Consider the following 15,357-nt stretch of genomic DNA (forward strand, 5'->3'; position numbering starts at 1 on the left):
AATCTTTAATCAGCAATTGCATAACATATTGTTTCTGCAGCTGTGTCACTGTAGTGTCTCATAAAAATTTTATATTCCGGATAAAGTTTCTTGATATACAAAGGTATTTCTACTATATCAAGGGGGTTATGATATATACAGATTGCTAGCTTAGGTCTGAACTTTTTAATACTGTATTCTGCCCCTTTTAGTGCTTCTAATTCTGCCCCTTCTATATCTAACTTAATAAAAGTGACGGGTTTTCTATTAAGCACACTATCAATGGAAGTAACTGGTACCTCAATATTTCCAGATATGTTTAATCCACTTGCTCCATCATTTGTGGCATTAAACTTTAATCTTTTAATTTCACTCCACAATCCGCACCTAAAAAGTTCAATGTTTTTGAATTCGTTAAATTTCTCTGAGAATTCCTTACATTTTGATTGCTCTGGTTCAAATGAGTATATTTGTTTAAATTGTCCTTTACTTTGCTTCAAGAATTCCTCTACTGTATCCCCAGTAAATGCTCCTCCATCAATAAACACTTCATTTTTAGATATTTTTATTAAACTAGGGTCGAAATATTGTGGAGTGACACTTTGTTGAGGAATAAGATATGATTTATTTGAAGTTTTACAATAGTTTATTCGATCAACTAAAATTTTTCTAGATTTCTCATCAGCTAAAAATTCATATACACACTTGAATTTCTGAATATTGTCATAAACAACTTGAGAATAATTTTTGAATATTGTAAAACAATTCAAGTCTCCAATCATTTCATCTTCGCTTCTTGATACCAAACATTGATTCAAATTATTTTCTTTAAGTAACTCATGAATTTCATTAAAGTAGTTGATGGAAGTAACTACAATATAACTATCTCGGTAACTAGTTTTAAGTTCATTAAGGCTAATGACTTTTAAATCATTAATTACTTGACCTATCTTTTTCTTATTTGTATCACAAAAGAATACCTCTGGGTTACCATCCATTTTTTTAAAGTAATTACTAAAGAAGATTCCAACTTCTCCCGCTCCGAAAAGAATAATTGGCTTTTGACTTTCTTTAATTAGATTTGAACACTTATTGATTAGTTTTACACATTGATTCGGTTCATTAGTAATCAGTTCCCTTGAAAAATACTTTTGCACTAACATGTCACCTCACTTGGTATAGCATAGAGTACCGTTTCTGAGCCTCCATAATTATAATGTCTCAGATAAAACTTATAGGTCGGTACTATTTCGTTCAAGTATAGTGGAATTTCAATTATGTCCTCTGGTTTATGATAGACACAAATAGCCAATTTAGGCCTGTACTTTTTAATTGACTGCTCTGCTCCTTTTAAAGCTTCTAGTTCTACACCCTCAATATCCATTTTAATAAAGGTGACAGGTGATTCTTGTAAAAACTCATCTATTGATGTTACGTTAATTAAGATATCTCCATTCTTATCTACATTACTTGAACCACTACCTAAAGCATTAAATTTCAAAACCGTACTGTTACTCCAGAGCCCCTTATCAATTAAATGTACGTTTTTGTAGCCTTTAACTTTCTTTTGAAATTCCATATGTTTACTAATCTCAGGTTCAAAAGAGTAAATTGTTGAAAACTTTCCATCTGTTTGCTTTATAAATTCATCTACTGTGTCTCCTGTATATCCACCTCCATCGATGAATATTTCATTATCAGAAATGGAAACAATACCTCTCTCAAAGTATTGTGATGATACACTCTTTAACGGAGCGAGATATTTTGTATTTAATGTTATACAATAATTCAATCTATCAATATAAACTCTTCTGGAAAACTCATCCTCTAGTCGTCTATAAACGGTACTGAATTCTGTTAAGTGATCACTAATAAATTTCTTATAGTTTTGAAACGCATCATAAAAATGTATATCATCAGTAATTACTGAATGAATAGATAAATCCAAAAGAGGTTTTAAACCTTTTTCTTCTAACTGCATTCTTAAATCATGATAAAAGGCTAGTGAAGTGACTATTATATAGCATTCTCTATACTTTTTGTTAAGTTCATTAAAACTTATGACAGGGACACCATCTATTACTTGCCCCCATTTATTAGAATTGTTATCACAGAAATATATCTCTCTTAAATTATCGAGCCTTTTTAAAATACTTAAATAAAACTGACCAATACCACCAGCTCCAAATAAGACAATCGGCTTACTCTCTTTTTTTAATGCTTCACCACATACATCAAGCAACAATGTGACTTGATTCTTCTCATTGGAAAGTAGATCTAAAGAAAACTCTTTTACCACTCAAATTCGCTCCTATCACTTTGTAATAGATATTCTAGATATCTTTGTATCCCTTCTTCAATAGCGATTTGTTGCTTAAAATTAAGGAGCTTCTTTGCTTTAGTTAAATCAGGACAGCGTCTATTTGGATTATCTGTTAAATAATCTTTATCCGGATGTTTATGAAAAACTATTTTCCCATTATAACCATAAACTTCTCGTCCAACTTTTTGAAACAACTCAGCTAATTGAACAATAGTCAACTCTTGTTGATCAGACCCGATATTAAAAATTTCAAATTCCTCATAAAGGGCTACTTTTATATATCCGACTGTTGCGTCAGGAATATAAGCTAATGTCCTAGTTGGCTTCCCATCTGAATAAATAACAATATCTCTATTATCAATTATGTCTTTTGCAAAATCAGCCGTAACTCTTTGATCATTTATCCTCATACCTGGACCAAAATTATTAAATGGACGTACTATTTTTATTGGCATGTTAAATTGTTTAGCAAAGTTATAACAGAGTGTTTCACCAAAACGTTTTGACTCATCATAACATGCTCTTGGTCCACATGGATTAACATTTCCCCAGTAACTTTCTGGTGTGGGAATTATATCTGGATCACCATAGATTTCACTTGTCGAGTAAAAAAGGAAACTTTTTAACGGTTTATTTCTGTAAAAGTCTAACAACCTGCGTAACCCAATAACATCTGCATCCATTGTTTCAATAGGATACTGACGGTAAAACACAGGCGAAGCAAGGGAAGCCATATGGAAGATAACATCAGCATCCTTTGCAAATTCAAGTTCACATTGAATTACATCTAACTCCCTTAAATCAAAAAGAGAGTTAGCAACTATACGTTTTACCCAAGTAGGTCTTCCGAACATATAGTTATCTATCCCATAAACTTTTCTTATACCTAGTTGTCTTCCGTACTCCGAAAAAAAATGCAGTAAAGTATAACCTAACGACCCTGCAAATCCTGTTATTAATATGGTTCTACCATGAAATTTTTCTTTTTCTTTTTCGGTTAGTGAATTGTAGATAAACCTCACATCTTTACTAACAATTGATGGAATATTCATTTTCTACACCTCTATTCCCATAGCTTCCATGGAGCATTGTGGCTCTTCCACAAAGATTCAAGAAGTCCTTTGTCACGCTGTGTATCCATGCACTGCCAATATCCATAATGCTTATATGGGCTAACTTTGCCCTGTTCTGCAAGTTTAACTAAGGTACCACTTTCAAAGATTGTGCAATCTCCATCTATATAATCAAAAACATCTGGTTCGACAACCATAAATCCACCGTTTATCCAACCGCCTAATTCAACTGACTTTTCAACAAAACGCTCTACTTTCTTAGTTGAATCATTTATATCTAATACGCCAAAACGCCCCCCTGGCTGAATTGCAGTCATTGTTACGATAGAATCATTTTGTTTGTGAAACTCCTCTAAATCATTTATATCCACATCAGAAACGCCATCACCATAAGTAAGCATAAATCTATCATTCCCAATGTATTTTTGTATCCTCTTAATCCTTCCACCAGTCATAGTATCAAGACCAGTATCAACTAAGGTAACCTTCCAAGGTTCCGCCATATTATTATGTACGATCATTTGATTTCTATTTTTAAAATCAAAGGTTATATCTGATGTATGTAGATAATAATCCGCAAAAAATTCTTTAATAACATACCCTTTGTATCCCAAACAAATGATAAAGTCATTATATCCATAATAACTATATATTTTCATTATGTGCCATAATATTGGCCGCTCGCCTATATTTATCATCGGTTTTGGCTTGAGGTGACTCTCTTCACTTATTCTCGTACCATAACCCCCAGCTAAAATAACCACTTTCATATACAACTCAACATCCTTTATTTTTAAGCAACATTATTTCTTGTTCTATTTCGTATTTTGCTAATTCATCATTACAAACAGTAAAAGCTACTTCTAAGCATTTTAATGCATCACCTTTTAACCCAGAGTTAGCATAGGCACGGCCCGCGAGCAATAATGCATCAGAGTCATTGTCATAAAAAATAGTTAAAACTTTCGCTGCTACAGCAGCATTAATTTTATCATTCTTTAAAGTAAGTAGATAAATTTTATAAGATAACCCCACTTTATCTAACGGATAAGCTTCCAATAATTTACAAAGTATGTTTAACGCTAAATCATAATCATTTATTTCAATATACCTTCCAATATTAGTCATTAATTCATCTTTTGAAAAATCAGTTATTTTCGGGGTGAACTTAAATAATTCTTCCTTTAATATTTCAGAAAAATCATTATCAATTAATTTATTTATCTTGCTTCCTATATGACCATAATTACCATTTAAAATATCAACAAAAATACTCTTATTTTGAATGATGATATTATCAATTCCTCGATTAAACAAGCCTTTTATTTCTATTTTCCCAATATAAGATAAATAATTAAATAAATATTCAGATCCAAACTGGTTAATATTTTTTTCATCAAATACTGAAGAAAGGAATAATAAAAATGCATCATGAGGAGTTGTATTGTTATTAGTGACCGATTTACATAACCTGAATAGATAAGAATTATTAAGCAATGTTATATCGCTCGAAACAGTTATATCTTTTATCGATTCTATTACAGACCTTGAAAATGTTGGAATCAATTCATGTTCTGTTAAGATATCGTATAATTCTTTATCATTAATGATGTTTTCCGTAGCCTTTAACTTTTCAAATATTGAAGAATTATTTGCATTCCATATCATCTCGATTAACTCTTTAATGGATATATATAAGACCTGTGCTATGAATTCTACATTCTTGTTATGGAGTTTCTCCCAACTCAATAATAGTTCCTTTGTCCTATAATATATCACTATATAATCCTTATACCTTTTATCATCTGTATCAGTTTTATAATATGAGTTTCCTCTAACTCTGTAATAGTGTAATACTTTGTTAACTCCAACAATTTTTTGTGAAAAAGATAAACAATCTAAGCAAAATAATGTGTCTCCAGCATTCTTTAAAATTAGTGGATTTTCATTCCTATATAGTATTTGTTTCAAAACAATTGATACTTTTATTAGTTTCCCCCACATCGGTCTGAGGGAGCGATATACATCAGAAAGAAAGTCACCTAAGTTCGAAGTTTCTTCAATAAAGAAGTCTGGTGGACAACTTAGTCCGCGTTCCTGAATATTTTTTTCATTAAACATCTCGGTTCCGCCTAAAACAATATCAGCATCATATTTAATTGCTTGTGTATATAATACTTTTAGAAACTCTGGATGTAAGAAATCATCACTATCCAAAGCGCAATAGTAATCTGTTTTTAAATTTTCACCATGTGAAACAAATTCTGGATTGTAAGGAACATTGTAGATAAATGTATTCTTATCATTCTTAAATAATTTGATTCGTTGATCTTTTTTCGCCAAGGTTTCTAAAATTTCACCAGTACTGTCAATTGATCCGTTATCCAGTATGACCCATTCAAAATTCTGAAAAGTTTGGTTCATTACACTGTCAATACACTCTTTAATATACAACTCTGCGTTATATGCTACCGTATATATACTTATTTTTGGTTCAAGTTCAACATTCTCCATATTTATTAACCACTCCCTTCCACTCTAAATAATTAAAGAATCACGTTTCATTATTTTCTTTGCTACTAATTGAATTCAACAAAATATATTAAAATATACAAAAATATCCTTTTTTGCAGTTGTAAAGGTGATCCTGTACAAATCCAAAATAAAGGATACACTCATCATGAATAAGAAAACAAAGAACACCTAGTTTCCCTATTTCTATCATAACCAAATCATTATATTAAGTAGCGAATTCAATTACCACTAAACCTTATTCTTTCATAGTTACTCTAGCATATCTTATTACTTAAAGTTGACTTTTCATTAGTGAATTTATATTTTGGAGTAATTCTCTTTCAGATTTTATATTCTTATTCTTTAAATCCTTTTCTGGTTTTCTTGATGTCTTTAACTCACCTTTTAATACATTTAAGTATTTTGAACCTGGATAATACTTTATTGCGATATCAACCAACTTATCCTTATCGTCTTGGATATTCATTTCGTCCAAAATTCTAATTGCCAGTATAAAAATTCTATAATCTATCTTATCTTGCTCAATCGCCATAAAAGCAAAGTTTAATGCTTCATTTTTATTATCTTTTTCTATGAACGATTCAATTATATTAACATATGCTTGTTCATCTAATTTAATTAAGTCATCTATTTGCAGATAAAAATCTAGAGCAAGATCCTTAAAGCCATTATTGTAAAGTAAGTTGCCCAATTCTACATTTATTGAGAGAGAGGATATCTTGTGGATTACTTGCTCAAATAAGTCATATTTTTGATATTCTATACATTTGTTTAATATATAAAGTACCTCATTCTTAATTTTCTCTATGTTATACTCATTAAATTTATTAAGAAAGTAATTCAAACTCTCTACCTCATGTGAAGAAATGAGTAAGTCACTGTACAACTGAGGTTCATCTAATTGCAACGCTAGTATTAGTATATCTGTGTACTCATTCCATCCTCCTTCTAGGATGATGTCAAAAGAGTTTTCTTCTATTAATGAATAAGCTTTACGATATTCTCCTTTTAGAAGATACACTTTAAAAAGGAAAGCTGCTGAACAACTAACATTCCACTTATCAACATAATGTTCTACTAATTCAATTTCTCCAAGATCTAATAAAGCCTTTAATAAGAGAAGACGATTGATAGGTTTATCTATATTGGGCTGGTTATTTATAAAAGTAATTAGATTATTTTTCTCTTCATTTTTTACTAGCAGATTATATATTTTTTTTAGTATATAGAAGTCTTGGTCATTAAAATTCAAAGCTAGAGAGAAATATTTTATAGCATTTATTGTATCTTGTTTCTTTTCGTAAATTTCCCCTAAATACCTGTATGGAATATACTCTAAGTAGTTAATACTGTGCTTTGTTTGAAAGTTTCTTTTATTTGCTATTAATTCTAAAAAGATTGACTCTGCGTCTTCATATCTATGTTCATAAACAAACAATTGACCTTTTAGACATTTAAAGTCCGCTATATTAGTCCAGTACAGTTCTGCATCTTCAAGAACTTCCATCGCATCACTATATCGTTCTAATTGAATTAAACATGTTGCTATACGCTCAACAACTCTTGGCACCCATATAACATCGATATGCTCTTTATTAATATAAGCTTTTTTATACGAATTTAAAGCCTCTTCAATGTTACCTTGTATATGATACTCATTTCCCATATTATAGTAATCAAAGCCATGTGAATCGTGCTTTAACTCTCTTTGAATTAGGTTTACATTCCGATCAGTCTTTTTCTTCTCTTTTTGAGTTTTAACTAAATAACCTGAATGATAAATGTTTAAGTCCATTACACCCACAGATAATGAGCCACCCATCTTAATTAATTGCTCATGTATGGCTCTATAAAATTTTATTGAAGAGTCATTTTTATAAATTCTAATAGTTGAGCAGTTGGTAACTTGTTCACCAGAATTCCCAATAAAGTTTACTTGTTCAACAACGAAAGCATCATATTTTTTCGTTTTTTCAATTTCTTTCATCTCATTTATTTTATTAATTAGGTTTTGTGAATACACAAATTCATCAGCATCTAAGAAAATAATCCATTTACCATTAGCTTTAGATTGTGCAAAATTACGGGCGTCTGCAAAATTATTGTTCCACTTATAATCAAATACTTCTGTTGCGTAATCTAATGCGATTTGCTTTGTATTATCAGTAGAACCAGTATCTACAATAATAATTTCTTCTATGATATTCTTAACAGAATCTAAACAACGTCGTAAAACTTTCTCCTCATTTTTCACAATCATACACAAAGAAATATAAGGTTTCATTTTGTCCCTCCTAGAAGTAATAAGTCCAATAAAAATATCGTGCTTTATAAATAAAGCACGATATTTCTTTAGAGCTACTACAAGATTATTAACGAAGTAATTGTAATACTCCTTGAGGTTGTTGGTTAGCTTGAGCAAGCATTGCTTGTGAAGCTTGAGAAAGAATAGAGTTTTTAGTTTGAGTCATCATTTCTTTTGCCATATCTACATCACGAATACGAGATTCTGCAGCAGTTAGGTTTTCAGAAGTGTTGTTTACATTGTTAATTGTATGTTCTAGGCGATTTTGTACAGCCCCTAATTGTGAGCGGTTGTCTGACACTGCTTTAATTGCTACGTCAACTTTAGATAAGAATGCTTGAGCAGTAGTTCTATCTGTAACAGCAGGAGTACCAACAGTTAATGTTGTTAAGTCATTGCCAGCAATATTGATTGACATAGATTCAGCATTAGCACCAATAGCGATGACGTGAGTTGTACCACCTGAGACTAATAGATCTTTACCATTGAATTTTGTGTTTGTAGTAATATTAGTTATTTCTTCAGACAAGGTCACAAGCTCTTTGTTAATTTGAGTTACATCTTCTGCTTGATAAGTTTCACTTGATGCTTGAACAGATAACTCTCTCATTCTTTGAAGAATTGAGTGAGTTTCATTTAAAGCACCTTCAGCAGTTTGAATTAATGAAATCCCATCTTGTGAGTTACGAGCAGCTTGATCTAAACCGCGAATTTGTCCGCGCATTTTTTCAGAGATTGCTAGACCTGCTGCATCATCTCCTGCACGATTAATACGTAAACCTGAAGATAACTTCTCCATAGATTTTTGTTGAGCATTGTTTGCTGTACCTAATTGACGGTATGTGTTAAGTGCTGCAATATTGTGATTAATTCTCATTTTAATTTCCTCCTTGAATTCGGCTGGGGGTCACGTCCTTGTGGTCCCAGTATAATTTTAGTCAAGTAGTCCAAAAGTCGGCCGTCTTTTAGTTCTTCTTGCTTACACTATATATATCGACAATATTTTTAGATGTTTAATAGTTTTTTGTTTTTTTTTGAAAATATTTTTAAAGTGCCATTTAAAAGTGCCTGCCCCCCCATGCGGGGGCACTCCTTACCTTCCTTTCAATTTGCTATTAAATTTCTTTAGAATATCTATCGAAGCTACGGAAGCTTGATTATTTTCCGCTTGAATAGCTAAATATACTTCTTTCCGATGAATTTCTACGTTCTTTGGGGCATTAATACCAATTTTCACTTGGTCACCTGTAACTGAAACAATTGTTAACTCTATATCTTGACCAATTTGTATCGACTCGTTAGGTTTTCGAGTTAAGACCAGCATCATTCTACCCCCTGTGGTTGCGGAAAGATTAAATGCTTCGTACGATAGTTACTCCCTGTTAAAATAACTTGCTTAGCCTTATTATTTTTAGCGTTAATAACAATTGGACCTTGCAGGTTTGCTGTCGTGTCTTCAAACTTTTCTGAAACAGTGAGAATTACATATAGTACCACATCTTTGGCATCTACAATTTCTAACTGTCCAACTACATTATTTTCTATTGAGATATCATACTCTTTAAAAAATAAAAATGGGCTCGTTATGACAAAGGCTAATGCTGGTGTATTTACTGACTGTAAGATTTGAAAAGTATTATCGTCTGTAAAAGGTAAGATAATAAATTTTTTCTCGTCTGAGAATCCTGGAATACCACTTTCAAATTGTAGAATTTCTTTTTCTTTAACGACTATTTCACCATGGTATTTCGTCTCTAGCTTCATGCAACCACCCTTATATATTCATTTCAAAATTCACACCAACATACTTTAAGTTGGCGAAATCAACTTGTAACGATTGGTATTGTTCTATGTACGCTTCTGCTTTTCCAGGTGTATATTCATGAACAGTTTTGTTGATTTGAGCCTGAATGATCGGCTTGTTTACTTGCCAATCAATTTTCGTTTCACCTGGCTCAATGTGTATTTTGACGCTTCCAGGCGACGGAATCCAAGCGATGTTCCAATCATATATATTAGGCTCTGATTTTCGGGCTGATTGTGCAATGATAACATCTCCACCGTTTTCTATCATCATTAATTCATCTCCATCTGCAGCTACTTCTGCGATAGCTTGCAGTGCTGATTGCTCTCCCTCATCAGCCCACTGATCCATCGCACGCATGATAGAACCACGATTCATATCTGACCATGCTTGTGATTGGTCTATAGTCAGTTTAGGAGATGTACGTTGAATTTGCAAATCTGGTTTCGGTTGTTCAATTGAAAAATCTGCAGACTGTTGTTCAATCATTTGCTTTGGTGGCGTTCTGGACAAAGCAAGTCGTGCTGGTTGTGATTGCAGGCGTATTTGTGCAAGTTGCATATAAATGCCTCCTAACAAAGATGGTACAAAAGTGCCTGACACCCGTGCGGGTGCCAGGCACTTTTCACATTATCTCAGAAAGTCTAATAAAGTAGGCTGAATAATTCTTGCACCTGCAGCAAGTGCGGCACGATGCACACTTTCTTGTGATTTCAGATCCGTGATAACACGTTCCATATCAATATCTTCGTTATCTGATAAAACGCGTGTTGCCATAATTTCTTGTTGTGCGATACGTCTATCCACCATTTCTAGACGGTTATAGCGTGCACCCAAGTCCGAACGTTCTGCTTGTAGCTTGTCCATATGAACATCTAATTTATTAAGTATATTGCTAACATCGCCATCACTATTCAAGGTATCCACAACATCCTGTAAATCTTTGAATAGATTCTGACTAAATATATTGTCAGGATTTACATTTGCCTTTAGCGATACACCCCGAGATATTTCCACGGTATAATCATTTGTATTTAGAATTGCTGTTGGTGGATTTGTGGACCCGTCAACTGGGGCCTTGTCAACAGCTGAACCGTTATAAATATAACGCCCAGCTACTTTCGTATTCGCAACTGAAACAACATCATCCTTTAACTGTCCAATTTCAGCAGCAATAGCTTGTTTTTCTTGTTTACTCAGAGTCCCATTCGATCCCTGGACCACCAACTCCCGAACACGATGTATCGCATTACTTGCTTGTTCGATTCCTGCTTCTGAGTTTTCCATCCATAAATATAATTCTGAAAGATTACGTTTAAACTGTTCCACTTCACGTAAGTTAGAGCGATAAAACATACCTTTCATTGCCACGACGGGATCATCAGAAGGTCGATTTATTTTTTTCCCCGTCGAAAGCTGATCTTGGTACTTGCCCATTTTTTTATAGCTATCAGTTAAATTTCGAAGTGAACTACTTGTTAGCATATTTTGTGTGACTCGCATTATCGATCGCCTACCTTCCGCCGGTTCCCATACCGTTAATTACTTTATCTAAAAGCTCATCTGTTAAAGAAATCATTCGTGCAGATGCATTATAAGCATGTTGAAACTGAATCATATTTGTCATTTCTTCATCAACAGATACAGAGCTTACTTGCATACGTCGGTTTTCTACTGATTGTTTGAGTTGTCCCGAATTACCCGCTAATCTCACCGCTGTCGCTGAGTCTACCGCCATTCCACCGATAACTGATTCATAGTAACCACGAAACGTTGCTAGCTCGCTGTTTCCACTGTAGTCAAATTCTTTATTAATAACATCTGATAAGAGGCGAATATTGGAATTATCACCTAAAGTTGCTGTCGCAGGGTTTGTTCCGTCTGCTGTAGCGATGTTATCAATACTATGAAGAATGTCTTGCGAAACTTGTATTCGACTTGCGAATCCTGCTTTGCCACCAGTCGGTACGCCCGATGCATCTGCTTCAAAGAAATTAATATCCGCTGGTGTGTTGCCATTGTTAATTTCATTCGGACTCATACCTGAGATATGAACGGCATTAAATTCTTGAGCAAAAGTATACGCCAAGTTGTCCAACTCGCTTAACATATCAGGATATAAACCTGTTACTGATGAACCATCCTGGTATCCGTACGTTTCTACTAATGCTTTTATTTTTCCTGATGAGTTCCAGTCAGAATAATTGATGGCGGAGCCACCAACACTAATTGTTTTTACTGAATCGTCTGTTCCATCAAAATTCACTTTCACTTGATTTATACCACCAGATGCGTTTACTAACGTACCAAGCTCTGTCCCATCGCCATTGACTAGTTTAACAATAGCTTTACCCATAGCGATTGGCGATTGATTTCCACCGCTTGGCTCATATGTCACATTAACATTTACGAATTCAGAAAGCTGGTCTATCAATCTATCTCTTTCGTCATACAAATCGTTAGGTACATACCCATGAGGTTCAACGCCTCCGATTTGATTGTTGACCGCATCAATTTGCTCCAAAATAGAGTTCATCGCTTTTTCTGATACTTCAATCTCACTTTTATAATCTTCTTTAATAGAAGTTAAAGAATTTGATAGATAATGAAACGTACTAGTTACGTCTAAACCACGCTGACTAACTACAGAACGTGCGCCCGCATTTGTCGGGTTGACAGCCAAGTCTTGAAGTGACTGCCAGAACATGTCCATTGTATTAGATAAACCAGATTCTGATGGTTCATTCATAATCTCTTCCATCTTTTTCAAAGAATCTTGACGTGCTTCCCAATATCCTGTTTTTGTTGCTTCACCTCGATACTGTACATCAAGGAATTCTTCACGTACACGTTGAACAGAACCTGCTTTTACCCCTGTTCCAATTTGTCCAGGAATTTGCGGACGGTTCATAGATGCTGGTGGAAATGGCTCTGTTTGTTCAAAGTTAACACGTTGGCGCGAGTAGCCCGGTGTATTGGCGTTTGCTATATTTTGTCCCGTTGTATGTAGAGCACTTTGCTGCGTGTACATACCACGGCGTGCTGTTTCAAGTCCATGGAAGGTCGATGTCATCGATGATTCCTCCGATTTTTGAGTAAATTAAAGTGTCGTCATGCGACACCACGAATTTTATGAATTATGCTTGCGAATCAAACAGCGTTCTGTTTGATTTTTGTGTTGTTTTTTTGTTAGCAGGGTTGTTATATGTTACATTCTGCTCTTGTGGCGTCATCACACTAAGTGACATGTTAACATATTGCAATGATTGATGAAGCATTTGTTGATTTAAGTGGTTAATGTCTTTAAGCTCTGTGATGAGCTGTAAAAGTTCTTCCTGCAATGCTTGTAACGTTGCTTTATCTGTTTCGTTTGCTATATGAAGACAATCTGAGATTGTCGCTGCTTCTTTTTGTGTAAGTTGATGCGCTTGTGTTTGACGTAGCTTTTCTTGTTGCTGAATAGCTGCTACGTGACGTTGCTCATCTTTTAAAAGCTGAGTGAGCTGCTGGATGTCATTTTGCTTTACTAACTCTGTTTTTTGCTTAGCTAATTGAAGCAAGCTAAGGTGAAGCTTAATTAATAGTTGTATCGTTTGAATGAGTGCTTGCATGCCTCACCCTCCTAAAAACAAAAATTAAATCAGTTTCGGTGTCGGAAACTGATTTATTTTTTAGAGAAAAAATCTAGTAAGCCTTTCGCAGTTGCATCAGCATTCGGTTGATACGCGCCGTTTTGAACTTGATCACGTAGCTCCGCTACCTTTTGCTGGCGGTCTGCAACGATTGGTGATTGCTGCATTGATGCCTTTGCAATAGCTTCTTTAGATATTTCCACTTTATCTGTTTGTGTAGTCTTTGTTGCCTCTTTGAACTTTATATCGTTTTTACGATACGGATTTACTCCTGATGGGCCAATATTGTTGATTTTCATATTTGGCACCTCACTTTCCGATATCTTTATTCTCTTTACTAGTATTATCGGAAAGATATAGAAAATGTTTAGCGTTTTTCTTTATTATCTTTAAAAACATAATACGTGTGTTCACGATCTGACTGATTGCGCTCACGAATTTCTCTTTCTTTTTGAAGTTCTTCTAATTGGCCTTGAAGATCTCCTTTGCAGTTATTACATAGCTTGCCTTCGCGTATAAGGGTTCCACACTTTTGACAAGGGTAGCCTAAGTTAGGGAATTGAGCTAGCTTGATACGACCAGTTTTAATAAACTTATAAATTTTAGTTTCCGGTACACCTGTATCCTCTACCACATCAAGCATTGTCGCCGTACGATTTTCACGTTTGCGAATATAGTTATAGACAGTATCATATTGTTTTTCTTCTTCTTTATAACAAACGTCACACACATCACGAAAACGATTTTTCACAAACAAAGCACCACAGTTTGGGCAGTTAGATAATTCAGCCATGTTAAAAGTCCTCCTAGCTATTTTGTATAATCCGCGAAATTTGTCTAATATTATTATATCGTGTCGTTAAGCGTTTTTATAGAGGACTTTTGACATGAACAGTGTGCAAAATATGGATTTGAAGTTTATTATCAGTTATCCGCGGATCAAGGTTAAGGCTGATACCGACGTTGCACCCGCTTCTTTGAGTACCTTAGCTGCGTGACGTAGCGTAGAGCCGGTTGTGTAGATATCGTCTATTAGGAGAATCGGTTTGTTTATTTTTTGGGTGTTGGTACTGAACACGTTTTTAGCATGAATGCGGTCGGTACGCGATTTCTTTGACTGTTTTTCGTGGTGCGTTCTCGTAAGGATGTTCTCGATGCGGAATGGCTGCTGAAAGAAGAAGTGTTTGAGTGGCAATAGCTGTGCGATTGATTCTAATAGGTTCAGTTTTGGTAAAAGTGATGCGATCGCTTCTGCTTGGTTGAAACCGCGCTCGTGGAGACGCTCGTTGCTAAGGGGGATTGGTACGATAAGAAGATCTTGTTTGTTGTAGTGCTGCTTGTAAAATTGCTGTAGTTTTTCTTGGAAAGCGTATATGACAGCGTAATCCCCGCGGAACTTAAACAGTGCCATCGCTTCTTTCATAAAATCGTTGTACGTGTAGAGGGAGCGATTTCGCGTTAAAGTTTGCGACCATGTTGGATCGTGCTCCCATCTATAGCAATCGTAGCAAATTGTATCGTAAATATACTCCGGTGCGAGCTCTTTGAGAGGGCGCCCACATATGTCGCAGATGGGTGGTGTAATTAGGGAGAGCTGTTCGACGCACTTTGCGCAGAGTTTCGGTTGTGGAGCTATCGTTAATGTGTGTCGCCACGTGGTCGGTGGGTCGAATGGGGTGTGGCAAATCGTACATAAGGGCATGGTG

General features: G+C 34.6%; 16 protein-coding genes. All 16 read right to left on the reverse strand.

All coding sequences use genetic code 11. The annotated features are described in order from the left end of the window. Positions 1-5: 5 nt before the first annotated feature. Complete coding sequence (locus tag EJF36_RS18055) at positions 6-1,136, reverse strand: FkbM family methyltransferase (protein WP_185806957.1); 1,131 nt, start codon at positions 1,134-1,136, stop codon at positions 6-8. Continuing rightward, positions 1,136-2,278 carry an FkbM family methyltransferase gene (locus EJF36_RS18060; RefSeq protein WP_125907627.1) on the reverse strand — a complete coding sequence of 381 codons (1,143 nt, stop codon included), beginning with the start codon at positions 2,276-2,278 and terminating at the stop codon, positions 1,136-1,138. Before EJF36_RS18060 ends, EJF36_RS18055 begins: the two co-directional genes overlap by 1 nt. Further along, the gene (locus EJF36_RS18065) at positions 2,272-3,354 is read right to left on the reverse strand and encodes an NAD-dependent epimerase/dehydratase family protein (RefSeq protein ID WP_125907628.1); all 1,083 of its coding nucleotides are present in this window, start codon (positions 3,352-3,354) and stop codon (positions 2,272-2,274) included. The genes EJF36_RS18060 and EJF36_RS18065 overlap by 7 nt, the downstream gene beginning before the upstream one ends. 11 nt (positions 3,355-3,365) lie before the next feature. Beyond that, a complete protein-coding gene (rfbF, locus tag EJF36_RS18070) occupies positions 3,366-4,145 on the reverse strand; it encodes a glucose-1-phosphate cytidylyltransferase (RefSeq protein WP_125907629.1) in 780 nt (259 codons plus the stop codon). Between the two features lie 7 nt (positions 4,146-4,152). Further along, positions 4,153-5,889 carry a glycosyltransferase family 2 protein gene (locus EJF36_RS18075; protein ID WP_125907630.1) on the reverse strand — a complete coding sequence of 579 codons (1,737 nt, stop codon included), beginning with the start codon at positions 5,887-5,889 and terminating at the stop codon, positions 4,153-4,155. Between the two features lie 292 nt (positions 5,890-6,181). After that, positions 6,182-8,194, reverse strand: coding sequence for a tetratricopeptide repeat-containing glycosyltransferase family 2 protein (locus EJF36_RS18080; RefSeq protein ID WP_125907631.1), 2,013 nt, complete (start codon positions 8,192-8,194; stop codon positions 6,182-6,184). Positions 8,195-8,282: 88 nt separating this feature from the next. Beyond that, on the reverse strand, positions 8,283-9,092 hold the full coding sequence (locus EJF36_RS18085) for a flagellin N-terminal helical domain-containing protein (protein WP_125907632.1): 810 nt from the start codon (positions 9,090-9,092) through the stop codon (positions 8,283-8,285). Between the two features lie 216 nt (positions 9,093-9,308). Continuing rightward, positions 9,309-9,539 (reverse strand): carbon storage regulator CsrA, encoded by a 231-nt coding sequence (gene csrA, locus EJF36_RS18090; RefSeq protein WP_125908450.1) that lies wholly within the window; start codon positions 9,537-9,539, stop codon positions 9,309-9,311. Beyond that, entirely contained in the window at positions 9,539-9,979 is a 441-nt protein-coding gene (fliW, locus tag EJF36_RS18095; protein WP_125907633.1) for a flagellar assembly protein FliW, read from the reverse strand. The genes csrA and fliW overlap by 1 nt, the downstream gene beginning before the upstream one ends. 10 nt (positions 9,980-9,989) lie before the next feature. Beyond that, positions 9,990-10,580, reverse strand: a complete 591-nt coding sequence (locus EJF36_RS18100; RefSeq protein WP_125907634.1) for a DUF6470 family protein — start codon at positions 10,578-10,580, stop codon at positions 9,990-9,992. 69 nt (positions 10,581-10,649) lie between these two features. Continuing rightward, the gene (gene flgL / locus EJF36_RS18105; protein ID WP_125907635.1) at positions 10,650-11,522 is read right to left on the reverse strand and encodes a flagellar hook-associated protein FlgL; all 873 of its coding nucleotides are present in this window, start codon (positions 11,520-11,522) and stop codon (positions 10,650-10,652) included. A 10-nt stretch (positions 11,523-11,532) separates the two neighbouring features. Continuing rightward, positions 11,533-13,092, reverse strand: a complete 1,560-nt coding sequence (flgK, locus tag EJF36_RS18110; RefSeq protein WP_125907636.1) for a flagellar hook-associated protein FlgK — start codon at positions 13,090-13,092, stop codon at positions 11,533-11,535. A 64-nt stretch (positions 13,093-13,156) separates the two neighbouring features. Continuing rightward, the gene (locus EJF36_RS18115; protein WP_125907637.1) at positions 13,157-13,630 is read right to left on the reverse strand and encodes a flagellar protein FlgN; all 474 of its coding nucleotides are present in this window, start codon (positions 13,628-13,630) and stop codon (positions 13,157-13,159) included. A gap of 53 nt (positions 13,631-13,683) precedes the next feature. After that, a complete protein-coding gene (locus EJF36_RS18120; protein ID WP_125907638.1) occupies positions 13,684-13,950 on the reverse strand; it encodes a flagellar biosynthesis anti-sigma factor FlgM in 267 nt (88 codons plus the stop codon). Between the two features lie 68 nt (positions 13,951-14,018). After that, positions 14,019-14,444 (reverse strand): TIGR03826 family flagellar region protein, encoded by a 426-nt coding sequence (locus EJF36_RS18125; protein WP_125907639.1) that lies wholly within the window; start codon positions 14,442-14,444, stop codon positions 14,019-14,021. 135 nt (positions 14,445-14,579) lie between these two features. Then, the gene (locus tag EJF36_RS22270; protein WP_125907640.1) at positions 14,580-15,353 is read right to left on the reverse strand and encodes a ComF family protein; all 774 of its coding nucleotides are present in this window, start codon (positions 15,351-15,353) and stop codon (positions 14,580-14,582) included. Between the last annotated feature and the right edge of the window lie 4 nt (positions 15,354-15,357).

The organism is Bacillus sp. HMF5848 (assembly GCF_003944835.1).
GTDB lineage: Bacteria > Bacillota > Bacilli > Bacillales > HMF5848 > HMF5848.